This window comes from Streptomyces sp. B8-7 (assembly GCF_058833805.1).
In genome coordinates, this window is the sequence record NZ_JBYRRL010000003.1 from 708,017 (window position 1) to 731,742 (window position 23,726).

Annotated in this window: 17 protein-coding genes; 8 read left to right on the forward strand and 9 right to left on the reverse strand. The window is 75.9% G+C overall.

What is annotated here, in order from left to right; translation table 11 throughout:
• Positions 1-299: 299 nt before the first annotated feature.
• Entirely contained in the window at positions 300-1,691 is a 1,392-nt protein-coding gene (locus AC5K6T_RS18270) for an MFS transporter (RefSeq protein WP_493210320.1), read from the forward strand.
• Positions 1,692-1,747: 56 nt separating this feature from the next.
• Here the strand turns inward: AC5K6T_RS18270 and AC5K6T_RS18275 are convergent, their stop codons facing one another.
• The 4 genes from AC5K6T_RS18275 to lnt all read right to left on the reverse strand — a co-directional run bounded on the left by AC5K6T_RS18275 (position 1,748) and on the right by lnt (position 6,862).
• Entirely contained in the window at positions 1,748-3,760 is a 2,013-nt protein-coding gene (locus tag AC5K6T_RS18275; protein ID WP_493210322.1) for a helix-turn-helix domain-containing protein, read from the reverse strand.
• 76 nt (positions 3,761-3,836) lie between these two features.
• Entirely contained in the window at positions 3,837-4,646 is an 810-nt protein-coding gene (locus AC5K6T_RS18280; protein WP_493210323.1) for a 3-hydroxybutyrate dehydrogenase, read from the reverse strand.
• A gap of 54 nt (positions 4,647-4,700) precedes the next feature.
• Positions 4,701-5,180: an NUDIX hydrolase gene (locus AC5K6T_RS18285; RefSeq protein WP_493210324.1), complete on the reverse strand. Its 480-nt coding sequence runs from the start codon at positions 5,178-5,180 to the stop codon at positions 4,701-4,703.
• 71 nt (positions 5,181-5,251) lie between these two features.
• Entirely contained in the window at positions 5,252-6,862 is a 1,611-nt protein-coding gene (lnt, locus tag AC5K6T_RS18290; protein ID WP_493210326.1) for an apolipoprotein N-acyltransferase, read from the reverse strand.
• Between the two features lie 326 nt (positions 6,863-7,188).
• Here lnt and AC5K6T_RS18295 point away from each other — a divergent pair, with 326 nt between their 5' ends.
• Positions 7,189-8,250 (forward strand): O-antigen ligase family protein, encoded by a 1,062-nt coding sequence (locus AC5K6T_RS18295; RefSeq protein WP_493210328.1) that lies wholly within the window; start codon positions 7,189-7,191, stop codon positions 8,248-8,250.
• A gap of 384 nt (positions 8,251-8,634) precedes the next feature.
• Here the strand turns inward: AC5K6T_RS18295 and AC5K6T_RS18300 are convergent, their stop codons facing one another.
• Entirely contained in the window at positions 8,635-9,180 is a 546-nt protein-coding gene (locus tag AC5K6T_RS18300) for a hypothetical protein (protein ID WP_493210330.1), read from the reverse strand.
• Between the two features lie 420 nt (positions 9,181-9,600).
• Positions 9,601-10,395, reverse strand: coding sequence for a glutamate racemase (locus AC5K6T_RS18305; protein ID WP_493210332.1), 795 nt, complete (start codon positions 10,393-10,395; stop codon positions 9,601-9,603).
• Between the two features lie 39 nt (positions 10,396-10,434).
• Between AC5K6T_RS18305 and AC5K6T_RS18310 the strand changes: the two genes are divergently transcribed.
• Positions 10,435-11,628: a glycosyltransferase gene (locus AC5K6T_RS18310; protein WP_493210334.1), complete on the forward strand. Its 1,194-nt coding sequence runs from the start codon at positions 10,435-10,437 to the stop codon at positions 11,626-11,628.
• A 138-nt stretch (positions 11,629-11,766) separates the two neighbouring features.
• On the opposite strand, the gene AC5K6T_RS18315 is transcribed toward AC5K6T_RS18310, so the two are convergent.
• A complete protein-coding gene (locus tag AC5K6T_RS18315; RefSeq protein ID WP_493210843.1) occupies positions 11,767-13,089 on the reverse strand; it encodes a TerD family protein in 1,323 nt (440 codons plus the stop codon).
• A gap of 354 nt (positions 13,090-13,443) precedes the next feature.
• Between AC5K6T_RS18315 and AC5K6T_RS18320 the strand changes: the two genes are divergently transcribed.
• The 3 genes from AC5K6T_RS18320 (at position 13,444) to AC5K6T_RS18330 (ending at position 17,848) form a co-directional block, all read left to right on the forward strand.
• The gene (locus AC5K6T_RS18320) at positions 13,444-13,878 is read left to right on the forward strand and encodes a DUF6643 family protein (RefSeq protein WP_493210335.1); all 435 of its coding nucleotides are present in this window, start codon (positions 13,444-13,446) and stop codon (positions 13,876-13,878) included.
• A 41-nt stretch (positions 13,879-13,919) separates the two neighbouring features.
• Positions 13,920-14,744 carry an MOSC domain-containing protein gene (locus AC5K6T_RS18325; protein WP_493210336.1) on the forward strand — a complete coding sequence of 275 codons (825 nt, stop codon included), beginning with the start codon at positions 13,920-13,922 and terminating at the stop codon, positions 14,742-14,744.
• 641 nt (positions 14,745-15,385) lie between these two features.
• Complete coding sequence (locus tag AC5K6T_RS18330) at positions 15,386-17,848, forward strand: right-handed parallel beta-helix repeat-containing protein (RefSeq protein WP_493210337.1); 2,463 nt, start codon at positions 15,386-15,388, stop codon at positions 17,846-17,848.
• On the opposite strand, the gene AC5K6T_RS18335 is transcribed toward AC5K6T_RS18330, so the two are convergent.
• The gene (locus AC5K6T_RS18335) at positions 17,836-20,259 is read right to left on the reverse strand and encodes a hypothetical protein (RefSeq protein WP_493210339.1); all 2,424 of its coding nucleotides are present in this window, start codon (positions 20,257-20,259) and stop codon (positions 17,836-17,838) included. The two genes, AC5K6T_RS18330 and AC5K6T_RS18335, sit on opposite strands and share 13 nt — an antisense overlap.
• 501 nt (positions 20,260-20,760) lie before the next feature.
• On the opposite strand from AC5K6T_RS18335, the gene AC5K6T_RS18340 reads away from it, so the two are divergent.
• Both AC5K6T_RS18340 and AC5K6T_RS18345 read left to right on the forward strand, forming a co-directional pair.
• The gene (locus AC5K6T_RS18340) at positions 20,761-21,615 is read left to right on the forward strand and encodes a DeoR/GlpR family DNA-binding transcription regulator (protein ID WP_493210341.1); all 855 of its coding nucleotides are present in this window, start codon (positions 20,761-20,763) and stop codon (positions 21,613-21,615) included.
• Positions 21,616-21,847: 232 nt separating this feature from the next.
• Positions 21,848-22,318, forward strand: coding sequence for an SRPBCC family protein (locus AC5K6T_RS18345; RefSeq protein WP_493210343.1), 471 nt, complete (start codon positions 21,848-21,850; stop codon positions 22,316-22,318).
• A gap of 61 nt (positions 22,319-22,379) precedes the next feature.
• Here AC5K6T_RS18345 and cds1 read toward each other — a convergent pair whose 3' ends face one another.
• Positions 22,380-23,504, reverse strand: coding sequence for an L-cysteine desulfhydrase Cds1 (cds1, locus tag AC5K6T_RS18350; RefSeq protein WP_493210344.1), 1,125 nt, complete (start codon positions 23,502-23,504; stop codon positions 22,380-22,382).
• Positions 23,505-23,726 lie beyond the last annotated feature (222 nt).

The window sequence follows — 23,726 nt, forward strand, 5'->3', positions numbered from 1 at the left end:
CATATGGAGTACTCGGCGAACCCCCGGCTGACGCCGCCCGCCGGACCCGGCCCGGTCCCGTCCGCCCGCGGGTCGGCCGGGCCGGGCCGGGTCGGCCGGGTCCGGCCGGGTGGGCGGCGCTTCTGCGCACCGACGGGTGCCACGAAGGGCACGACCGCGCCTGGGACGGCCCTGCATGGTGGGTGCGCGCACTCTGACCCGCACAACTATGGTGTCCCACCACATACGCCGCTGACCTGCGTCTTCCTACGGTGTGCCGACACGTACCCGTCCCCACCGCACACGAGGAAGTGGCGCACATGGCCTCCGCAGCATCCGCTCCCCCATCGCCCGGCAACCTCAAGCGCATCGTCGCCGCGTCCCTCATCGGCACCACCATCGAGTGGTACGACTTCTTCCTGTACGGCTCCGCGGCGGCGCTGGTCTTCAACAAGCTGTTCTTCCCGGACTCCGACCCGCTCGTGGGCACGCTGCTGTCGTTCCTCACGTACGCCGTCGGCTTCGCGGCGCGGCCGCTGGGCGCGCTGGTGTTCGGCCACTACGGCGACCGGCTCGGCCGCAAGAAGCTGCTGGTGCTCAGCCTGCTGATGATGGGCGGGGCGACGTTCGCGATCGGTCTGCTGCCGACGCATGCGACGATCGGCACGGCCGCTCCCGTGCTGCTGACCGTGCTGCGGCTGGTGCAGGGCTTCGCGCTGGGCGGCGAGTGGGGCGGCGCGGTGCTGCTCGTGTCGGAGCACGGGGACGCCCGACGGCGCGGCTTCTGGGCGTCGTGGCCGCAGACCGGGGCGCCGGCCGGGCAACTGCTCGCGACCGGCGTGCTGTCCCTGCTGACGTCGGTGCTGTCGGACAGCGCGTTCACCAGCTGGGGCTGGCGCGTTCCGTTCCTGCTCTCCGGTGTGCTGGTGCTCGTCGGCCTGTGGATCCGGCTCTCCGTCGACGAGTCGCCGGTGTTCCGGCAGGCGCTGGCCCGGGCCGAGGCCCGCAAGTCCGAACAGGGTGCCGACGCCGAGAAGCCGCCGGTCGTCTCCGTGCTCCGGCACCACTGGCGCGACGTCCTCATCGCGATGGGCGCCCGCATGGCGGAGAACATCAGCTACTACGTGATCACCGCCTTCATCCTCGTCTACGCCACCACCGCGGCGGACGTCTCCAAGCAGACCGCGCTCAACGCGGTCCTCATCGCCTCCGCCGTGCACTTCGCGGTGATCCCGCTGTGGGGGGCGCTGTCGGACCGGATCGGCCGGCGGCCGGTCTACCTGCTGGGCGCGGCCGGTGTCGGGCTGTGGATGTTCCCGTTCTTCGCACTCGTCGACACCGCCTCCTTCGGCGGGCTGCTGCTCGCGGTGACGGTCGGCCTGGTGCTGCACGGCGCGATGTACGCCCCGCAGGCCGCCTTCTTCTCGGAGATGTTCGCGACCCGGATGCGCTACTCGGGCGCCTCCATCGGCGCCCAGTTCGCCTCGGTCGCGGCCGGCGCGCCCGCCCCGCTCATCGCGACCGCCCTGCTCGCCGCGTACGACAGCGCCACGCCGATCGCGCTCTACGTGATCGCGGCCGCCCTCCTCACGCTCGTCGCGGTCGGCGCGGCCCAGGAGACCCGTCACCGCGACCTGGCCGAGGTCGGTCCCACCGGGAGCGCCGCACCTCAGGGGCCGGCCACGCACCCCGCGGACGCCCGTACCGTGTGATCCGGCCCGCACCGGGAACCGCACCGCCCCCCCGTGCGCCCGTCGCGCACGGGGGGTCAGCGCGGTGCGGGGGACGCCAGCCGGTGCAGGCGCAGCGCCAGCTGGATCTCCAGGGCGCGGGCCGGGCTCTGCCAGTCGTCGCCCAGCAGGCGGCTCACCCGCTCCAGCCGCTGAGCGACCGTGTTCACATGGACGTGCAGGTCGTCCTTGGTGCGCACGGGGCTCATACCGCAGGCGAAGTAGGCGTCGAGGGTGCGGACGAGGTCGGTGCCGCGGCGCGCGTCGTAGGCGACGACCTCGCCGATGGTGCGGCCGACGAAGCCGGCGATGTCGCGGTCCCCTGCCAGCAGCAGGCCGAGGAAGCCGAAGTCCTGGGCGGCCGCGCCGTCACCGCTGCGGCCCAGCAGACGCAGCGCGTCCTGGCAGCGGCGGCCCTCCGCGTAGGCGGCGGCGACCGCGTCCGGCCGTGCGCTGAGCCGCTCGACGGGCGCGGAGGCGCCCACCGTGACGGTCTCGTGGACGGCTGTGCCGAGCTGCCCCGCGGTACGCCGGGCCAGCCCGGTGGCCGTGTCGCCGGGGGCGAGCGGCAGCAGCAGGACGGTGCCGCCGTCGCGGGCGGCGGCCAGGCCCTGCCGGGTGGCGGCGAGGTGGGAGGCCGCGGCCCACAGGCGTCTTCGGGCGTCGGCCTCCTGCTCGGCATCGGCCGTGTCGCCGTCCAGGCGGGCGGCCAGCACGACATGGACCGCGTCCAGATCGGCGCCCAGCCGCCGGGCGCGTTCGCGCAGCAGGCGCGGGTCGCGGTCGCGGGCGTCGAGCAGGTCGTCGAGCAGCTCGCCCCGGACCCGATGCTCGGCCTCGGCGGCGGAGCGGCGGGCGAGCAGCAGCAGCGAGGTGACCATCGCGGCCCGCTCCAGGGTGCGCTGGTCGACCGGGTCGAGGCCGGGGTGGCCGCGCAGCACCAGCGCCCCGAGCAGTTCTCCGCCGGCGGCGACCGCGGCGATCCAGTCGTCGTCGTGCCGGACGGCATGGCCGTCGGCGCGGGAGGCCTCCAGTGCGCGGGCGGGCACGGCGGCGGCCTCGGTGAACTCGACGGTGCCCTCCAGCACCTCGGACACGGCGGCGGCCACGTCGTGCACCCCGCCGCCGCGCAGCACCAGTTCGGCGAGGCGGTCGTGGACGTCGGAGGCCCGCTCGATGACGCCGCTGCGGTCCCGGATGATCGCGTTGGCCCGCTCCAGGCCGGCGAGGGCGGAGCGGGTCTCGGTGAGCAGGTTGGCGGTGTCGATGGCGGCCGCGGCGAGGGCGGCGAACGAGCCGAGCAGCGCGATCTGCTCCCGCTCGAAGACGCGGGCGCGCCGGTCGGCGGCGAACAGCACGCCGATGACGTGGTGCCCCAGGGTCAGGGGCACGCCGAGGATCGCCACCAGGCCCTCGTCGCGGACGCCCGCGTCGATGCCGGCGGTGTGCTGGAAGCGGTCGTCCTGGAAGTAGTCGTCGGTGACGTAGGGCCGGGCCGTCTGGGCGACGAGTCCGCCCAGGCCCTCGCCCATGCCGAGGCGCAGCTGCTGGAAGCGGGCGGCGACCGAGCCCTCGGTGACGCGCATGTACGTGTCGCCGCGCACGGGGTCGTTCAGGCTGAGGTACGCGACATCGGTGCCGAGCAGGGAGCGGGCCCGCTGGACGATCGCCCGGAGGACCGCGTCGAGGTCCCTCAGACCCGCGAGGTCGTGCGCGGTCTCGAACAGGGCCGACAGCTCCGCCTCCCGGCGGCGGCGCCCCTCCAGCTCCGACCGCACGCGCAGGGCGAGCAGCTTGGCCCGGTCGAGCGCCGCGACCCGCGCGGCGGGCAGCCCCGCGGCGCGGGCGGCCTGCACCGGCTGCTCGTAGGCGTCGGCGGGCGCGCCCCGCGCGAGCAGTTCGAGGAAGGGCTCCTCGGCGCCTCGGCCGTCCAGGGCGCCGGCCCCCGTCCCGTCACGCGCGGGGACGGCGCCGTCGGCCGCCCCGTCGGCTCCGGTGCCGACGGGGTGCTCGGCCGGATGTTCGGCGGACTGCACGTGGTCGCGGGACATACCCACAGCATCACCCATCACCGGCGCTCCCCGGCAGCCCTGTGGAAAACTCCCGGCGCCCGGCCTGCGCCGCTGCTCAGTGCGCGGTCCATCCGCCGTCGAGGACGAGGGAGGTGCCGGTGACGAAGGAGGCGGCGGGACCGCAGAGGTAGGCGACGGCCTCGGCGACCTCCGCCGGTTCGATCAGACGCTTCACGGCGGTGTCCTGGAGCAGCACCTCCGCCAGGACGCGCTCCTCGGGAATGCCGTGCGCCTGCGCCTGGTCGGCGAGCTGCCGCTCGACCAGGGGGGTGCGGACGTAGCCCGGGTTGACGCAGTTGGAGGTGACGCCGTACGGGGCGCCTTCGAGGGCGGCGGTCTTCGACAGGCCCTCCAGACCGTGTTTGGCGGCGACGTAGGCGGACTTGAAGGCGGAGGCGCGCAGGCCGTGGACGGAGGAGATGTTCACGATGCGGCCCCAGCCCTGGCCGTACATGTGGGGCAGGGCGCCGCGGATGAGCCGGAAGGGCGCCTCCAGCATCACGGTGAGCACGGTGCGGAAGACGTCGGGCGGGAACTCCTCCAGCGGCCGGACGAGCTGCAGCCCGGCGTTGTTGACCAGGATGTCGCTGCCGGCCGCGGAGAGTTCGGCGGTGTCGAGGTCGGTGAGGTCCAGCAGGCGGGGTTCGAGGGCGCCGGGCAGGCCCGCGGCCGCCTCGGCGAGCGAGCACAGGCCGTCGTCGTCCCGGTCGACGGCTCTGACCTTGGCTCCGGCGCCCGCCAGGCGCAGTGCGCAGGCGCGGCCGATGCCGCCGGCGGCGCCGGTCACCAGGGCGGTGCGGCCGCCGAGGTCGAGTGCGGGGGCGGACGGGCCGGGGACCGCAGAGGGCGGGGTGCGCTCGGTCATGGCCCGACCCTAGGCAGCGCCGCAGCACCACCCCATATGGTCAGACACCACACTTCACTCGGACGTCATAGGCTCGAACCATGTGGGTTCGTCGGACATCGCCTGTTTGATCTTGAAGATCTGGGACGCGGTCATCGCGGGCAGCGCGTCCACCGCGAACCAGCCCACCGCCACCGACTCGTCGTCGCCGACGACCGCCTCGCCGCCGACCGCCCGGCAGCGCACGGTGACGTCCATGAACTGGCACCGGTCCCCGTTGGGGTAGGCCACCTCCCGGCCGGACCGGACGGCCACGATCCGCTCGACGACGCAGCGCACCCCGGTCTCCTCCAGGACCTCCCGTACCGCGCACTGCGCGGGCTGCTCCCCGGGGTCGGGGATCCCGGAGATCACGCACCACCTCAGGTTGTCGGCGCGCTGTCCGAGCAGCACACGGCCGTCGTCGTCGAACACGACCGCGCTGACACCGGGCAGCCACAGCAGCTGCCGGCCCGCGGAGGCCCTGATCGTGCGGATGAAGTCAGGCGTTGGCATAGGTCGACCGTAGCCGAGACGCCCCGGGCCGGTCCGGCCCGGGCCCGCACGGGGGTTCGAGGGAGGTGCGGCTACGCGCCGCCGGTACGCCGTCCGCGGATCCCCGAGCCGATCGCCCAGCCCAGGCCGCCCGCCGCGACCAGCACCAGCGCGGCCTCCGGCAGGACGCCGAGCCGGGTCGCCGGCGTCTGCGAGGACCGCAGCGGCACCTCCTCGACCAGGGAGCCGGCCACGAACATGCCGGTGCGCCGGGTGACGGTGCCGTCGGGCAGGATGATCGCACTGACGCCGCTGGTGACCGGGACGGTGACGGTGCGGCTGTGCTCCACGGCCCGGATCCGGGACATGGCGAGCTGCTGGTAGGTCATCTCGCTGCGGCCGAACGTCGCGTTGTTGCTGGGCACCGAGATCAGCTGGGCGCCGCCGGTGACGGTGTCGCGCACCGCCCAGTCGAAGGCGGCCTCGTAGCAGGTGGCCAGGCCGATCCGGGCGCCCGCGACGGTGAACACGCCGGGCCGGTCACCACGGCTGAAGTCCTGGCGGACCATGCCGGTCCAGGTGTCGTTGACCGCGCCGACCAGGCCGCGCAGCGGGAGGTACTCGCCGAAGGGCTGGATCTGCCGCTTGTCGTAGGTGGCGACCGGACCCTTGTCCGGGTCCCACAGGATCTGCTCGTTGAGCAGCAGGCCGTCGCGTTCCACCACCGCGCCGACCGAGATCGGGGCCCCGACGGCGCGGGCCGCCCGGTCGATGACGGCGCGCGCGTCGTAGTTGGCGAAGGGGTCGATGTCGGAGGAGTTCTCCGGCCACAGCACCACGTCGGGGCGCGGGACGCGGCCCGCGTCGACCTCGGCGGCCAGCCGCTCGGTCTCCCGCACATGGTGGTCGAGCACGGCCCGGCGCTGGGCGTTGAAGTCCAGTCCGGCACGCGGGACGTTGCCCTGGACGACGGCGACGGCGAGGGTGCCGTCCTCCGCCTCGTCGCTGACCAGGGAGCGGGCGGCCAGCGCCCCTGCGACGGGTGCGGCGACACCGAGCAGCGCCACGGCCGCGGCGCCCCGCCGCCACACGCCCGTGCGCCGCCGTTCCCGGAGCAGCCTTGCGGCCTCGTACAGACCGAAGCCGCACAGGACGACCGCGAAACCGAGCACGGGCGTGCCGCCGACGGCGGCCAACGGGAGAAAGACCCCGTCGGCCTGGCCGAAGGCGACCTTGCCCCAGGGGAACCCGTGGAAGGGCACCCGCGCACGTGCCGCCTCCCCGGCGGTCCACACCGCGGCCGCCCACAGCGGCCAGCCGGGCAGCCGGGACACGGCGGCGACGCCCGCGCCCACCAGCGCCGTGAAGAGCGCCTCGATCGCCACCAGGGCCAGCCAGGGACCGGGCCCCACCTCCACGCCCGTCCACACCAGCAGCGGCAGCAGGAAGCCCAGGCCGAAGAGGTAGCCGAGGCCGAGGGCCGCTCCGGTGCCGCGCCCGCGCAGCACCCGGCCGAGCCCGGCGAACGCGGGCAGGGCCAGCCACCACAGGGTGCGCGGCGGGAAGCTGACGTAGAGCAGCACTCCGCAGAGCGCCGCTGCGGCGGGCGGCGCCAGACGCCGCAGCCACGCGCCGCGCGAGGCGGCCCCGTCCTGCGGCGGAACCTGGCCGGACTGGCCCACGGAGGTTGCGGTGACGGTCACTCCCGGAGTGTACGGCGGGTGGCGTCCGGGCCGACAGCGCTCCCCCGCTCACCTGCGCCACCCCGGACACCCACCCCGAAGCAACGTTTCTGCACCCATCGCCCGCGATCGACGGCATCCGGCCACGGTGCGGCTACGGTGACCGGGAGACGCACGAGGCAGGCGCGGCGCACCACGCCGGGGCAGGCCGGGGCAACCCGGGTGCGGTGGGACAGGTGGGGTCGAATTCGACGGTTCGGCGTTACGGTGTGCCGGAGCCGTGCGACCGGTCCGCGAGGGACCGGGGCGCGCGGGAAGGTCGGGGGCGGCCAGGTACGGGGGGACAGGTGGGGTCGACGGGAACCGCGGCCGCGGCCGGTGCGGAGGCCTACGGCGACAGGCGCCCGGTGTCGGACGCCGCGGGGGTGGTGGTGCTGGGCGCCGCTGCCGCCTGGTCGCTGATCTCGGCGAGCGTGCACGGCGGGCGCCCGGAGGGTGTGCTGCTCGCCGTGCTGGCGGTCGCCGCGGGGCACTCCGCCGGACGGATCTGCGGTGCGCTGCTGCCGGTGGCGACGCCCTGCGCGGCCGCGCTGGCGGGTCTGGCCCTCGCGGCCGCCCGGCCCTATCTCCTGCCCGGCCCGCAGCCCGGCGGACCGCTCGGGCATGCGGGTGCCACCGCCGCCCTCCTGGTGCTCTGCGCGGGCGCCGCCTGCTGCGCCGCGTGGGCCGCCACCGGCCCGGCCGCCCGTCTGCTGCTGCGCGTGCTGGCCGCCGCGATCGCCGTGGCCGCCGCCGTACTGGGCTCGACCGCGGGAGCCGTGCTGTGCGCGGTGGTGCTGCTGTGCTCGCTGGCCGCGGGCGGGGCGCGCAGCCGCGGGCCGGGCCTCGTCGCGCTCGGGCTGGCGGCGGCGCTGTCCGCCGCAGCCCTCTGGGCGATCGCGGGCCGGGCCCTGCCGGACGGTCTCGCCGTGACGCTGGAGAGCCGGCTCACCGCCCGGCGCATCGGCCTGTGGCACGACGCGCTGCACCTGGCCGGCGAGGATCCCCTGCTGGGTGTGGGCCCGGGACGGTTCGGCGAGCTGAGCCCGGTGGCAGCGGGCGCACCGCTGCCCGACGGCAAGCCGCACTCGGCTCCGTTGCAGCAGCTGGCCGAGCAGGGCGCGGTCGGTCTGCTTCTGCTCGCGGCCGCCTTCGTCTGGATGCTGTACGCGCTGTGGCGCACCGCCCGCCCCACCCCGGTCGCGCTCACCGCGGGCGCGGCCCTCACCGCGGTCGCCGTCGTCGCGGCGGTCGGCAACGCGCTCAGCTTCACCGCCGTGTCGGCCGGCGCGGGCTTGCTGGCGGGTCTGGCCACGGCCCGGCCGCTGACCGGCCGCCCGCCCGCCGGGGCGGCCACCGCCGACGGCTGAGGAGCAGGGGACCCGGGAGAGCCCGAGAAGCCCGAGAAGCCCGGGAAACCCGGGAAACCCGGGAAACCGAGGACTCGGGAACCCGGCGAATCCGAAGCCCCGGCGGACCGGGGAAGCCGGCGCCGGTCCGCGGGCCCGAGCACAGCCGGCCGCTGCCCGCTCCGCCGGCGGTGAGGGATCGGGCGGTGAGCGCGACCGGGGTGGGGCGGGCGGCGAGGCGAGCGGTGACGCGAACTGGGACGCGGCGCGGCCGACGGTGATCCACGGGCCGTGTCCCCGCCGCGGACAGCTCCCGAGCGGGGCGGCGCTCAGCGGGCGGCGCTCAGCGGGCGGCGCTCAGCGGGCGGCGCTCAGCGGGCGGCGCCGCCCGGCACGCGGCGTTGCTCAGCGCGTGGCGCCCGTCGTGCTCCGGCGCAGGCGGTCCCGGATGACGTCCACGGCCACCTCGGCATCGTCCACGGTGATGGTGAAGGTGTGGCCGTCCCACATCCGCAGCACCACGCCCTCGCCGCGGCGGACGACCACGGCCGTGCCCTTCTCCGGCCGCCAGCGGTAGCCCCAGCCGCCCCAGTGGCGCGGCGTGACGAGCGGGGCGAAGTCCGCTCCGGCCACGTGCGACAGGGGGATGCGGCGGCGCGGCAGCCCTATGTGCCCGCAGCGCACCTCCAGCGCCTCCTTGTCGACCTTCAGCGCGACATGCACGAAGGCGAGCGTGCCGAAGAGCACCAGCAGGCCGCCCGCGATGCAGCCGACGACGGCCATCACGAGCGGGGCGGTACCGGAGGTCCACGGGGCGTCCACGGCCAGCTCGATGCCGAGCGCCACACAGGCCGCGCCGATCAGCGCGAGGAGCCACTGGAACCGGTTGGTGGCCCGGCCGGTCCAGACATCGGGGTGTGACGACACGTCGCGTGCGGCGGACTCCCTCATGCTTCGAGACTACTCAGGATCCGTACCGCCGGTACCGGCTCAGGGGCCGCCGCTGCTCCGGACGGGCGGGGCCGAGCCTCCGGGCGCGGGGGACCGCGCCTGCCGGGCCCGCCCCGCGCCCCGTTCCCGTCGGCCGCGGCCACCGGCCGCGCCGCCGGGCCACCGCCACCGGTCACCCGCGGCCCGCCACCCCGCACGTCCGCGGCCCTCGACGCGCCCGGTCCGGCCGCCGGTGCCGCGGCCGGCGGGGCGGCGCACCTTCCGCTCGGTCCGGGCGAAGCCCGCTCGCGCCGAGGCCGCGAACCGGCGGCGCCCCGAGGGGCGCGGGGAACTCTGCGGCAGGCCGCGACGGGCGCCGCGCCCGGGCGGCGTCCTCCGCGGCGCTCTCCGGCGTCCCGCCGGGCGCTGCCGGCGGAGCGCTCAGCGCAGGTCGGCCGCCGGGCGGGGGACCGGAAGCAGCCGGCCCTCCTCGTAGGCGAGAGCGGGTGCCGGCAGGGCGCCCTCGCGTCCGCTCAGCAGCACGGTGAGCGTGCCGGACGCGGGGGCCTCGGGGGCCGTGCTCTCCCCGATACGGCGCAGAGCCTGGGCCGCGACCGCTCCGGCGGAGCCGTGCAGCGCGAGCGGCGGCCGTCCGGGGCGCTGTACGGCGGCCCGGATGCGGTCGGCGACGAGTTCGTAGTGGGTGCAGCCCAGGACGACGGTCGTCACCTCCGCCGGGGTCAGCGCGGCGGCCGCGGCGACGGCGGCGGCGACGGCCGCCCCGTCGGCGTGTTCGACCGCCTCGGCCAGTCCCCAGCAGGGCACCTCGACGACGGTGACGCCGTCGGCATGGTCGCGGATGAGCCCCCGCTGGTAGTCGCTGCCGGTGGTGGCCGGCGTGGCCCAGATCGCGACCGGGCCGCCGCCGGCCGCGGCCGGCTTGATCGCCGGTACGGTGCCGACGACCGGCAGCAGCGGCTCCAGGCGGGCGCGCAGGGCGGGCAGGGCATGCACGGTGGCGGTGTTGCAGCCGACGATCAGGGCGTCCGGGCGGTGCGCGGCGGCGGCCTCCGCGACGGCCAGCGCGCGCCGGGTGAGATCCCCGGGCGTGCGCGGCCCCCACGGCATGCCGTCGGGGTCGAGGGAGAGGACGAGATCGGCGTCGGGGCGCAGGCGCCGTACCGCGGCGGCCGCCGCCAGCAGGCCGATTCCGGAGTCCATGAGCGCGATCTTCACCCGGTCACGATAGTCGATGGCGGCCCGCGGGCCGGGCGCGTGGGGCAGACTGCGCGGGTGAGCGCCTTCGTGTGGATCTCCGCCGGATCACTCGCCGCGTGGCTGTGGCTGCTGCTGTGCCGGGGGTTCTTCTGGCGCACCGACGTACGGCTGCCGCCGCGCCGGGACCCCGGGGTCTGGCCGTCGGTGTGCGTGGTCGTGCCGGCCCGGGACGAGGCGGCCGTCCTGCCGCACAGCCTGCCCTCGCTCCTCGCCCAGGACTATCCCGGGCGCGCGGAGGTGTTCCTGGTCGACGACGGCAGCACGGACGGGACCGGGAGGCTGGCGCGTGAGCTGGCGGGGCGCCACGGAGGGCTGCCGCTCACCGTGGCCGTGCCGGGCGAGCCGCCCGCGGGCTGGACCGGCAAACTGTGGGCGGTGCGTCACGGCATCGGACTGGCCCGGGCGCGGGAACCGGGGTACCTGCTGCTCACGGACGCCGACATCGCGCACGCCCCGGACAGTCTGCGCACCCTGGTGGCGGCCGCGGACACCGGGGGATTCGACGCCGTGTCGCAGATGGCGCGGCTGCGGGTGGCGAGCGGCTGGGAGGGGCTGGTGGTTCCCGCGTTCGTCTACTTCTTCGCCCAGCTCTACCCCTTCCGCCTGATCGGCCGGCGGGGCGCGCGGACGGCGGCCGCCGCGGGCGGCTGCGTACTGCTGCGCACCGAGGCCGCGGAGCGGGCCGGGATCCCGGACGCGATCCGGCACGCGGTGATCGACGACGTGGCGCTGGCGCGTGCGGTGAAGCGCGGCGGCGGCCACATCTGGCTGGGGCTGGCCGAACGGGCCGACAGCGTACGGCCCTACCCGCGGCTGGCCGACCTGTGGCGGATGGTGTCGCGGAGCGCGTACTCCCAGCTGCGGCACAGCCCGCTGCTGCTGGCCGGCACGGTCGCCGGGCTGGCTCTGGTGTACCTGGTGCCGCCGGTGGCGCTGGCGGTGGGCGCGGCGACGGGCGGTACGGCGACGGCGGCGCTCGGCGGCGCGGCGTGGCTGGTGATGGCCGCGACGTACGTGCCGATGCTCCGCTACTACGGCCGGCCGCTGTGGCAGGCCCCGCTGCTGCCGTTCACCGCGCTGCTGTACCTGCTGATGACGCTCGACTCGGCGGTGCAGCACCGCCGGGGGCGGGGCGCGGCCTGGAAGGGCCGTACCTACGCCCGGCCGGACGCGGTCGGCGACGAGGGCTGACCTCTCCCGCGGGCCGCGGGGCGGCCCGGGCCGCCGCCCCCATACCCCCGCCCGGGCCGCCGCCCCGTACCCCCGCCCGGGGCGGCGGCCCGTCGTCACCGCGCCGGGGCGCCGCCCCTCGTCACCTCTGTGGTGTCCTCACTTGCGGCCGGGGGTCCAGTTCATGCCCCAGCCGTAGGCGTGGTCGACGGTCCGCTGCGGGCTCACGCCGCGGTCGGGCACGAGGTAGCGGGCCTCCCGCCGGACGATCAGGTCGTCGCCGCTGCCGGTGATCAGGGCCAGCGCGCACACGGTCGAGGGGACCGTGCACTCGTCCAGTGAGAACTCGATCGGGGCGCCGTGCTGCGGTTGCAGGGTGACCGTGGCGTGCAGGTCGGCGAAGGAGCGGGCGCCCTCGTAGACGGTGACGAAGACGAGGATGCGCCGGAACACGTGCTTGTGGTCGAGGTTGATGGTGAGGTTCTCACCGGTGGACACCGCTCCGGTGCGGTCGTCGCCGTCGAGGTGGATGAAGGGCGGCCGGTGCAGCGAGCCGAAGGCGTTGCCGAGGGCCTGGACGACGCCCTTGCTGCCGTCGGCGAGCTCGTAGAGGGCGCACAGGTCGAGGTCCAGGTCGTTGTGCATGGCGGCCGGGCGGCCCAGCTTGCTCGCCCAGCCCGAGAACTGCCTGCGCATCTGCCAGTTGAGGTTCACCCGCATCGCACCGGAGGTGCCGCCCTGCTTGGTCAGCGACACCGAGGGGGCCGCCTTGGTGAGCGTGACCTTGGACAGGCTCACCGGAGTGGCGGGCGGCGCCGCCGGGGGAGGCGGCGCGGGTGTGCCGTACCCGCCCGCCGGCCACGCGGCCGTGCCGGGCGCGGCGGGCGGCGGGGGCGCGGGAGCGGCCGGCGGGGCGGGGACCGTGGGCGGCGCCGCGGGCTGCGGGGCCGCGGGCGCGTGCTGGGGCTCGTCCACGGTGATGCCGAAGTCCGTCGCGAGGCCCTCCAGGCCCCGGTCGTAGCCCTGGCCCACGGCACGGAACTTCCAGGCGCCCTGGCGGCGGTAGAACTCGCCGAGCACGAACGCGGTCTCCACGGTCGCGCCGGTGCTGTCGAAGCGGGCGGCGACCGTGCCGCCGGCCGTGTCGGACACCTCCACGTACAGGCCGGGCAGCTGTCCGAAGGTGCCTCCGTCCGCGGACGCGGCCAGCACCACCGTCTCCACCGCGGGTTCCACGCGCGCGAGGTCCACGAGGAGGGTGTCGACGACCTGCCCGCCGGCGCTGCGCTTGCCCTCGTGCCGCACGGCACCGGAGGAATGGGCCGGCTGGTTGTAGAAGACGAAGTCCCCGTCCGTGCGCACCTTCCCGCCCACCAGCAGCAGCGCCGAGGCGTCGGCGTCGGGCACCCCCGGTCCGGAGCGCCAGCCCAGCTCGACCCGCAGGGCCGTCGTGGGCACCGGGACGTTCGATCCCTTCGGCATTGACATGTCCGCCCCCATCAGGTGGACGCGCCGGGTCCCGCCCGGCGGTCCTCATCCGTTGCCGTGTCCGTTTCTCTGTCCGCCCCAACCTATGCCCACCGCCGCGCCCTGTGAGCACCGCCGTCCGGGCCCCGGCCCGGCGCCCGCTCTGCACCCGTCCGGAACACTGCGGCACGATGTGTCCAACCGCCGGTAACCATCGGGAAACTGAGCCTTTACACGATCCAACGGGGGTAGTGCGCCCCTTTTTCTCCGAATTCACTCGCATTGAGGATCTGAGGTCTCCGCAGACACGGAAATCGACCCTCTTACCGGTCTCCCCAACCAGCACATCGTGGGCTTAACTTATGTGCCATGACCTCCCCCCGCTCCACCTATGGCGGCGGCTACTACTCCGCCTCCTTCCCGGACACCCCGATCTACGACTCGCTCGTCGCCGAGCGGGGCACCCCGCAGATCGCCCCGATCCGGGTCCCCGCCGCGTACGACATGCCGGGCGGCGGCCTGCCCGCGCTGCCGTCGGCGCTGCCCGCCCTCCCGGCGGCGCCGTCCCAGCCCGCCTACGGCTACCCCCAGGCACCGCAGCAGCCCGCCCCGCTGCACCAGGCGGCGCCCACGGGGTACATCCCGCAGCAGGCGTCCGCCCCGCGCGGGTATCCCGGCCCGCAGCCGCCGCGCCCGCCGATGTCGGGGGCCGCCGGCTACGAGACGATGCGCCCGGCCGCTCCGCGTCCGGCCCCCGCGCCGTACCAGGACCCCTACGGCAGCCAGCAGTACCGCGGCTACTGAGATCCTCCCGGGTCGTCGCCGCACGATGGCACGATGACCCCATGGGGATCGCGGAGCTGCAGTCGGTACACGTCCATCCGGTCAAGGCGTTGCGGGGTCACGCACCCCGCGAGGCCGTCGTGGAGCCCTGGGGGCTGGCCGGAGACCGGCGCTGGGTGCTGATGGACGACGGGGGAAAGGTCGTCACCCAACGCCAGCAGCCGCGCCTCGCACGGGCCGCCGCCGGGCTCCTTCCCGACGGCGGCGTCGTGCTGTCCGGCCCCGGCCTCGAGCCGCTGACGGTCCCGGTGCCCGAGCCCGCGGACCTCGTCACGCTCGACCTCCACGGCACCAAGGTCGAGGGCGTGCCCGCCGGCCGGAGCGCACACGAGTGGTGCAGCACGTACGTCGGCGCCCCGACGCAGCTCGTCCACATGGACGACCCGGCCACCCGCCGCCCCCTCGCCCCCGGTCACGCCCTGCCGGGCGAGACCGTGTCCTTCGCGGACGGCTTCCCGCTGCTCCTGACCACGCAGTCCTCGCTCGACTCCCTCAACTCGCTGATCGCGCAGGGCCCGCACGCCGCCGAGGGCCCCCTCCCCATGAACCGGTTCCGGCCGAACCTCGTCGTCCGCGGCACCGGGCCCTGGGCGGAGGACGACTGGACGCGCCTCGCCGTCGGCGAGGTCACCTTCCGCGTGGCGAAGAAGTGCGGGCGGTGCGTGGTGACCACCACCGACCAGGACCGGGGCGTCCGCGGCAGGGAGCCCCTGCACACCCTCGCCCGCCACCGCCGGATCGCGGGCTCCGTGGTCTTCGGCCAGAACCTGGTGCCGCTGACCGGTGGCACGGTCCGGGTGGGAGACCCGGTCCGGATCCTCGGCTGAGCGTCCCGCCGGACGCTCCGCGGCACGACGCCGGTCGGCCGCAGATCCGTCGTGGCCGGGCGGGCGCTTCCCCGCGCAGCGGTTCGGGGCGCTGCCGACCGCAGCGGACTCCGCCCGGCCCGATGGATGCCGCGGAGCCGCCGAACCGTTCCGGCCGCAGCACGGGAAAGGGACGCGGCCACGCGTGAGAAGGCTCCCCGGTGTTCCGGGGCCGGCACGCGCGAACCGCGGCGGGACGCCCGCCCGTCGACGGCTCGTGAGAGCTGTGTGAGGCCCCCCGTCCGGGCGCCGCGCCGCCCCGCCCGGCGCACGCCGGGTGGGCGGGCCCCCCACCCGGCGTGCGCCGCCGGCGCCACCGCACACGCCGTGTCCGCGGGCACCGGCGCCGTCGCCGCGGCGCTCGTCCGGACGGTCCGCCCCCTCGTCGTCCGGCGGACGCTCCGCGGGCGGTACCCGCGAGAGCGACCGGGCAGGACCGGACCCGGGCGGGACCGGCACCGGCCGCTGACGGTCTTCGACCGCCTTCCGGCTCCGGTCAACCCATCGCCTCCCCGCACGCTACGGTTGACCGGCCGAACCCCTTCGGCAGCAACCCGCGCGAGCGAACCGTCCGTACGACGAGGTGGGGGCACGACAACGCCATGGCACAGGGCACGGTCCAGGTGACGCACACCGGCACTTCGCGGTGGCGGCGCCGCACAGGTGAGTACGCCTCGCTCGCCGCCGCCCTGGAGGCCGCGGCCGACGGTGACGTCCTCACCGTCGCCCCCGGCACCTACCGGGAGAACCTCGTCGTCCAGCGGGCGGTGACCCTGCGCGGCCCGGAGGGCGCCCCCGGCTCGGTGCGCATCGCCCCTTCGGACGGCGTGCCGCTGACCGTGCGCGCCTCCGCCGTGGTCCGGGACCTGTATGTGGAGGGCCAGGACACGGCCGCGCCCGCACTGCTGGTGGAGGACGGCACCCCGGAGATCTCCGATCTGCGCATCGTCACCCGGTCCGCGGCCGGGATCGAGGTCCGCGGCGGCGCGCGCCCCACCCTGCGGCGCTGCACCGTCGACAACCCGGCCGGCATCGGCATCGCCGTCCTCGACGACGCGGGCGGCGTGTTCGAGGAGTGCGAGGTGGTCTCGGCCGGACAGGCGGGCGTCGCGGTGCGCGGCGGCGGCCGCCCACGGCTCGACCGCTGCCGGGTGCACCACTCCGGCGGCACCGGCCTCACCGCGACCGGCGAGAACTCCTCGCTGGAGGCGGTGGGCTGCGAGGTGTACGAGGTGCGGGGCAGCGGTGTGCAGATCACCGGCCACGCCACCGGGAACCTCGTCGACTGCGATGTGCACCGCACCACCGGCGACGGCGTCACGCTGGACACCGACGCCGCGCTCACCCTGGCCGACTGCCGCCTGCACGACATCCCCGAGAACGCGATCGACCTGCGGTCCCGCTCCGTACTGACGCTGACCCGCACCACCGTGCGGCAGTTCGGACGCAACGGCCTGTCGGTGTGGGACCCGGGCACCCGGGTCGACGCCAACCAGTGCGAGATCTTCGACAGCACCGGCGACTACCCCGCGGTGTGGGTGAGCGACGGCGCGACCGCCGTCCTCGACTCCTGCCGGGTGCACGACGTGCCGGACGCGCTGTTCGTCCTCGACCGGGGCTCCCGCGCCGACGTCGTCGACACCGACCTGACGCAGGTCCGCAACACGGCGGTGTCCGTCAGCGACGGCGCCACCGCCCAACTGGACGACTGCCGCATCCGGGACGCCGCCACCGGCGCCTGGTTCCGCGACCACGGAAGCGGCGGCACCCTCGCCAACTGCACCCTGTCCGGCACCCAGACCGGGGTGATCGTCACCAAGGGGGCCGACCCCACCGTCGAACGCTGCACGGTCGACTCCCCCGCCGAGGCGGGGTTCTACGTGTCCGCGGGCGGCCGCGGCAGCTTCCTCGGCTGCCGCGTGACGGGCAGCGGCGGCTACGGCTTCCACGTGATCGACGGCTGCCGCACCACACTGCGCGCCTGCCGCACGGAGCGATGCGCGCGCGGCGGCTACGAGTTCGCCGACGGCGGCCCCGACGGCGCGGCCGGCACCGGCCCGGTCGTCGAGAACTGCACCAGCGACGAGAGCATGGGGCTGCGTCAGCCCGCCGCCCCGGCCCCCGCCCCGCAGCCCGCGGCGCAGACCACCGGCCTGCTCACCGCGGTCCCCGGCCAGCTCACCGCCGCGGGGCAGCGCCCGCCCGGCGGCCCCGCCGACCGCACCGGCGGCCCCGCCGCCGGAGCCGAGACCGGACGCAGCTCCGAGGCCGTGCTCGGTGAACTGGACGCCCTGGTGGGCCTGGACAGCGTCAAACGCGAGGTGCGGGCCCTCACCGACATGATCGAGGTGGGCCGCCGGCGGCAGCAGGCCGGACTGAAGGCCGCCTCCGTCAAGCGGCACCTCGTCTTCACCGGCTCCCCCGGCACCGGCAAGACCACCGTCGCCCGCCTCTACGGCGAGATCCTCGCCTCCCTCGGCGTGCTGGAGAAGGGCCACCTGGTGGAGGTCTCCCGCGTCGACCTGGTCGGCGAACACATCGGCTCCACCGCGATCCGCACCCAGGAAGCGTTCGAACGGGCCCGCGGCGGCGTGCTGTTCATCGACGAGGCGTACGCACTGTCACCGCAGGACGCGGGCCGCGACTTCGGCAAGGAAGCCATCGACACCCTGGTGAAACTCATGGAGGACCACCGCGACGCGGTCGTCGTCATCGTCGCCGGCTACACCGCCGAGATGGAGCACTTCCTGTCCGTCAACCCGGGCGTCGCCTCCCGCTTCTCCCGCACCATCACCTTCCCCGACTACGGGCCCGGGGAACTCCTGCGGATCGTGGAACAGCAGGCCGAGGAGCACGAGTACCGGCTGGGTCCCGGCACCACCGACGCACTGCTCGCGTACTTCTCCGCGCTGCCCAAGGGACCGGCGTTCGGCAACGGGCGCACCGCGCGGCAGACCTTCGAGGCGATGGTGGAGCGCCACGCCGGCCGGGTCGCGCAGGTGACCGAGCCCAGCACCGACGACCTGACGCTGCTGTTCGCACGGGACCTGCCTCAGGCGTCCTGAGCCCGCGGTCCGCCCGGCCGGGCCCCGTCCTCCTCTCCCGCGGCCGCGGTCTCGCCGGACGCCGCCGCGCCCGGCGTGGGGCGCGGTCCCGGAACACCGGGCCGGAGCCGGGCCAGCAGCCGCTCGCGCTCCTCGGCGAACGCCGGGTCGGCCTGGTAGTCGGAGTGCCCGAGCACGGGCGCCGGCAGCGGATGGCGGTCGGTACGGCCGTGCGCGAGGGGATCCTTCAGGGCCGGGCGGTCCACCTGCGCCCCGAGGTCGCCGGGCAGACCGATGGGCCCGCCGATCGGGTCGGTCGTGCGGTACAGATTGCGCCAGCAGTCCACCTCCCGGTGCAGTTCACCCAGCGCGGCGGGCCCGAAGTGGGCGGGGAACCAGCGGCCGTAGAGGCGCTCCAGCGGGGAACCGTAGGTCAGCAGGGCGACCCGGGCCCGGTCGCCGGGCGGCAGCTGCCACACCGCGGCAGCCGCCAGGACACTGCCCTGGGAGTGGCCGGAGATCACCAGCTGCCCGCCCGTGGCCCGGGTCCACGTCGACATCCGCCAGGTCAGGTCGGGCACGGCCCGCTCGGCGTAGCAGGGCGGCGCGAAGGGGTGCGCCGCACGCGGCCAGAACGTCCCGACGTCCCACAGGATGCCGATCGTGCGGCGGGCGGAGGCATCCTTGTAGGCGCGCCTCCCCCAGGTGACGAACAGGATGAAACCGAGCCCGATCAACCAGGAGCCGAGCGCCTGCGCGACCTCGGCGGCACCCCGCACCAGGGGGTGCGCGCCCTCGGTGGCCTCGCCCGGGGTGCGGTCGCTGAGCCAGGCCCCGGCGAGCGCACCCGCCCCCAGCAGCAGCGTGGTGACGGCGGTGACCGCGACCACGGCCGGCGCGAGGTCGGTGAGCGTGGCCATCGCACGGGCCCGCGCGATCAGCCGGGTCCGCTCCGGCGCACGCGGTTCCCGCGGGTAGTCGCGCTCGACCGCCGGCCGCCCGGCGCGGGCCAGCCGCAGGGTGCGCCGCACGAGAACGGCCGCCACCGCCAGCAGGACGGCGAGCAGCGGGGGAATCACCGAGGCCTGCCACGTCAGCATCACCGGCGGGCCGGGGATGGCACCCCGGGTGCCGTCCAGCCAGTCGGCGACCCGCTGGGACAGACCGCCCGTCATCACCCCGCCCAACGCGCACGCCAGCAGGGTGACGGCCGGTCCGCCGAGGCCGTGCAGTACGGCCCGCGGGTCGGGCAGGGCGCGGTGGAGCACCCCGGCGACGACCGCGAGAGCGACCGCCAGCGCCCCCTGGGCCAGAGCGATGCCGCCGAACACGGCGTCACCGGGCAGCGGCCCCGCCGCGTGCCAGCCCGGCCGCTCCCACCCGGCGTAGACCATGGCGAGGAGCAGTGCCGCGAGCGCGGCCAGCGGCAGCAGCGGCACGAGCCGCCGATCGAGCCTGCGGTCCAGGCGGTGCTCGCTGCGCCCGCGGACGCACACCACCCACACCACCACAGCGCCCCCGGCGAGGAGCCCCGCCGCCAGCAGCCGGCCCAGCAGGTCCAGGAGGGCCGGACCGCCCGGCGCGCGGTCGTACCCCGACGCGGCCGCGGTCAGTGCGGCCGCGGCGGTCAGCAGGGCGGCGGCCGTGTGCGCGGCGCGCAGCCGCGCCACCAGGCGGCGGCCGTACCAGAACCCGGGCCGGCCCAGCGCGGTGCCACCGGAGCTGTCGGCGGCTGCCGCCGGGCGAGGCAGGGGCCGCTGCGACTCGTAGGCGTTCCAGGTGCGGTGGGACAGGTACCAGAGCAGGGCGGTGAGGGCGGCGGGCACCACGGCGGCCAGAGCGAGCCGGCGGCCGGGACCGCTCCACCAGCCGTGGCCGGAGCCGTCGGGCGCCACCGGGGCGAGCCAGGAGTTGCGCCGGACGCACGCCGGGGCCCCCGCGCACTGCCAGGCCGCCAGGTCCAGGGCGACCTCGCAGGCGCTCGCCACGAGCAGCACCGTCAGGGTCAGGCCGGCGAGCCGTACCAGCACCCCGTACAGGCGCACGGTGCGGGGGCGGCCGGCGGCCCCGGGGCGCATCCAGTGCGCGAGGTTGACCACCATGAAGGGCAGCAGGAGCAGCCACAGCGCACGGCTGCCGTTGCCGGAGGTGAGGTTGCACCAGACGTACGCCTCGGGGACGGGCCGGCCGGTGGCGGCCGGGCCTGCGGGGGGCCCGGTCCCGGCGTCGGCGGCGCGGCGGAAGACGGCCGCGGTGTCGTCGCCGGTCACCCGCACCGTGCGCGGGTCCCCCAGCATCTTCTCCGGGGAGCTGCCGCCGACGCCGTGGACGAGGAGTTCCAGGGCGGCCGCGGAGTCCGCGGCCACGGGTGGGCGGCCGCCGGCCGGCCCGCCGCAAGGGGAGTGCTCGGCGTGTTCGTGTGCGCGTTCCACTGTGTCGCACTTCCCCCGTGACGCTGCGTCGGCTGTCGGCTGGTGCGCTCATCAGGATCGCCGTGGGGCGTTCCGCGTACACGTATGGTCACCGAATCTCCCCGATCCGTGGCGGGACCGTGAGGCTCACGTGATGTGTGCCCGCCGGCCGACGGGTGCCGGGCCCGGCTCCGGGGCGCCGTACCGCGTCCGGTGCCGGAGCCCGGCGCCGCCGCGGACCGTGCGGCGGAGTGCGGCCGCCGGCGGGGCGGGCGGCAGGCGGGGCGGGCGGCCGGCGGGGCGGACGGCGGGGCGGACGGCCGACGGGGCGGACGGCGGGGCGGGCGGACGGCGGGGCACGGGCTCGTCCGGTGAGGCACGGGCTCGTCCGGTGGACGCGGTCCGGACCGGCCCGTGCGAGGATGGGACGCCCGCGCCTCGGGCGGACACCGCCTCGGAGCGGGTGCGGGCGGACGGCCGGCGGTGGTGGTGACGGTGACGGCGGAAGGGACCGGAGCGGACGTGGGCGAGAACCAGAACCTCCTCGCGGAGCAGCGGCGCACCCTGATCCTCGACGAGGTCCGCCGGCGGGGCGGGGTCCGGGTCAACGAGCTGACCCGCAGGCTCGGCGTGTCGGACATGACGGTCCGTCGGGACCTGGACGCGCTGGCCCGCCAGGGTGTCCTGGAGAAGGTCCACGGCGGCGCGGTCCCGGTACCGGAGGCGAGTACGCACGAGCCCGGGTTCGAGGCGAAGTCGAGCCTGGAGCCCACGGCCAAGCAGGACATCGCCCGCGCCGCCGCCCGGTTGGTCGCGCCGGGAAGCGCCATCGCCCTGTCGGGCGGTACGACGACGTACGCGCTGGCACAGCAGCTGGTGGACGTACCGGAGTTGACGGTCGTGACGAACTCGGTGCCGGTGGCGGACGTCTTCCATGCGGCGCTGCGCGCCTCGGACAGGGTGCCGGGGGCGGCGACCGTGGTGCTGACCGGCGGGGTGCGGACGCCGTCGGACGCACTGGTGGGTCCGGTGGCCGACCGGACCCTTTCCGCCCTCCACTTCGACGTGCTGTTCCTGGGGGTGCACGGGATATCGGCCGAGGCGGGCCTGTCGACGCCCAACCTCGCGGAGGCCGAGACCAACCGGCACCTGGTGCGGGCGGCACGCCGGGTGGTGGTGCTGGCGGACCACACCAAGTGGGGCACGGTGGGACTGAGTTCCTTCGCGACGCTGGACGAGGTGGACACCCTCGTCACGGACGCCGGGCTGCCCGACGCAGTTCGCGCGGAGGTGGCGGAGCGGCTGGGCCGCCTGGTCGTGGCGGGCGAGGACGACACCGACGGGGCGCACCACGACGGGCCGGGCGCGGGGGCCTGACGCCCCCGGCCTGCCCCCGCGGCCCCGGCGGGTGAGCGGTGAGCGGTGAGGCGAGCGTGCGGGGCGGCGAGCGTGCGGGGCCGGCCGGCGGGGCGTCCTCCACGGCGCTGTCGGCGCGTCGCGGGCCTTCGGCGGGCGGACGCGGCCGACGGGGAAGACGCCTGACGGACGGTCAGGTAGCGTGAGAGGGCTCCGTCGCCACCGCTGTCGTCCGCTGCCCCGGGGGGTACACATGGCTCGTCCCTTGCGTCCGGTGGACGCCGGTTTCGTGCGGGAGGCGCCCGTCCGGCTGGTGTTCGCGCGCAACGTCGCCGCGCCGCCCGAGCGGGTCTTCGCCGCGCTCGCCGGGGACGTTCCCGGCTGGAGCGAGTGGTTCGGTGCCGTACGGCGGGCCCGGCCGCTGCGGGACGGGGCCGGGCGGGAGGTGCGGCTGTGGGGCGGCATCCGGTTCGAGGAGACCGTCCTCACCGCGGAGGGACCCGAGTCGTACGTGTACCGGGCGGACGCCACCAACGCGCCCGGTGCGCGGGCGCTGGCCGAGGAGTGGCGGCTCACGCCGGCCGGCTCCGGTACCCGTGTGTGCTGGACCTTCGCGGTCGACGGGCCGGCGCCGTTCCGGCTCGCGGTGCGGCTCGCGCGGCCGGGCATGGCGCGGGCGTTCCGGGGCGCGGTGACGGCGCTGGACCGCCGGCTGGCGCGCTGAGCGGCGGCGGGCACGCCGGGCGGCGGCCGGTCCGCCCGGGGTGTCCTCCGCGCGGCAGCGGTCAGTCCGGCCAGACCCCGGTCTGCAGCAGGCTGTCGATGGCCTCGGCGTAGGGAGTGATGTCCAGCCCCTGGGCGGCGAGCCAGGCGTCGGAGTAGTACTTGTCGAGGTAGCGGTCCCCCGGGTCGCACAGCAGGGTGACGACGCTGCCCGTGCGGCCCGCGGCGACCATCTCGGCCACGATCTTCAGGGCGCTCCACAGCCCGGTGCCCGTCGAACCGCCCGCCTTGCGGCCGATGACCCGCTCCAGGGCGCGGACGGCGGCCACGCTCGCCGCGTCGGGAACCTTCATCATGCGGTCGATGGCGCCGGGGACGAAGCTCGGTTCCATGCGCGGCCGGCCGATGCCCTCGATGCGCGAGCCGCGGTCGCAGGTGACGTCCGGGTCGCCGGTGGTCCAGCCCTCGAAGAAGCAGGAGTTGTCCGGATCGGCCACGCAGATACGGGTGTCGTGCTGCATGTAGTGGACGTAGCGGGCGATGGTCGCGGAGGTGCCGCCGGTGCCGGCGGTGGCGACGATCCAGGCGGGCTCGGGGTACCGCTCGCGCTCCAGCTGACGGAAGACGGACTCGGCGATGTTGTTGTTGCCGCGCCAGTCCGTGGCCCGCTCTGCGTAGGTGAACTGGTCCATGTAGTGGCCGCCGGTCTCCGCCGCGAGGCGGGCGGAGGCCTCGTACATGGTGCGCGAGTCGTCCACGAAGTGGCAGCGGCCGCCGTGGAACTCGATCAGGCGGATCTTCTCGGCGCTGGTCGTGCGCGGCATGACCGCGATGAAGGGCACGCCGATCAGGTTGGCGAAGTAGGCCTCGGAGACGGCGGTGGAGCCGCTGGACGCCTCGATGACCGGGCGGCCGGGCCGGATCCAGCCGTTGCACAGGCCGTAGAGGAACAGCGAGCGGGCGAGCCGGTGCTTCAGGCTGCCCGTGGGGTGGGTCGACTCGTCCTTGAGGTAGAGGTCGATCCCCCACGCCTCCGGCAGCGGGAAGCGCAGCAGATGGGTGTCGGCCGAGCGGTTCGCGTCGGCCTGCACCTTGCGGACGGCTTCTTTCAGCCAGTCCCGGTAGGCGTGGTCGGTGCGGTCGACATCCAGGGTCGCACCGGTCGGGGTCTGCTGAATCGTGCTCACGGCGGGGCTCCTCACGCTGCGCGCCGGCCGCGGTCGGCGCGGTCCTCACTCCGATCATAAGCAGCTGCGCACACCCATCCCACCTGCATAAACGCATCTTTGAGCGGCCCAAAGCAGGGCTGGGCGCGCAGGGGCGCACCGTCCGGGGCGCATGCGGCCGAGTGCTCCTCGCGCCCGGCGCGAGCCGGCCGCGCACACTGGTGCACGGCGCCGGGGGCGGGC

Coding starts and splice junctions, on each gene's coding strand:
- AC5K6T_RS18330 (WP_493210337.1), top strand. CDS start 15,386: ATGGCACAGGGCACGGTCCAGGTGACGCACACCGGCACTTCGCGGTGG.
- AC5K6T_RS18320 (WP_493210335.1), top strand. CDS start 13,444: ATGACCTCCCCCCGCTCCACCTATGGCGGCGGCTACTACTCCGCCTCC.
- AC5K6T_RS18325 (WP_493210336.1), top strand. CDS start 13,920: ATGGGGATCGCGGAGCTGCAGTCGGTACACGTCCATCCGGTCAAGGCG.
- AC5K6T_RS18285 (WP_493210324.1), bottom strand. CDS start 5,180: ATGCCAACGCCTGACTTCATCCGCACGATCAGGGCCTCCGCGGGCCGG.
- AC5K6T_RS18275 (WP_493210322.1), bottom strand. CDS start 3,760: ATGTCCCGCGACCACGTGCAGTCCGCCGAACATCCGGCCGAGCACCCC.
- AC5K6T_RS18280 (WP_493210323.1), bottom strand. CDS start 4,646: ATGACCGAGCGCACCCCGCCCTCTGCGGTCCCCGGCCCGTCCGCCCCC.
- AC5K6T_RS18315 (WP_493210843.1), bottom strand. CDS start 13,089: ATGCCGAAGGGATCGAACGTCCCGGTGCCCACGACGGCCCTGCGGGTC.
- AC5K6T_RS18300 (WP_493210330.1), bottom strand. CDS start 9,180: ATGAGGGAGTCCGCCGCACGCGACGTGTCGTCACACCCCGATGTCTGG.
- AC5K6T_RS18270 (WP_493210320.1), top strand. CDS start 300: ATGGCCTCCGCAGCATCCGCTCCCCCATCGCCCGGCAACCTCAAGCGC.
- AC5K6T_RS18345 (WP_493210343.1), top strand. CDS start 21,848: ATGGCTCGTCCCTTGCGTCCGGTGGACGCCGGTTTCGTGCGGGAGGCG.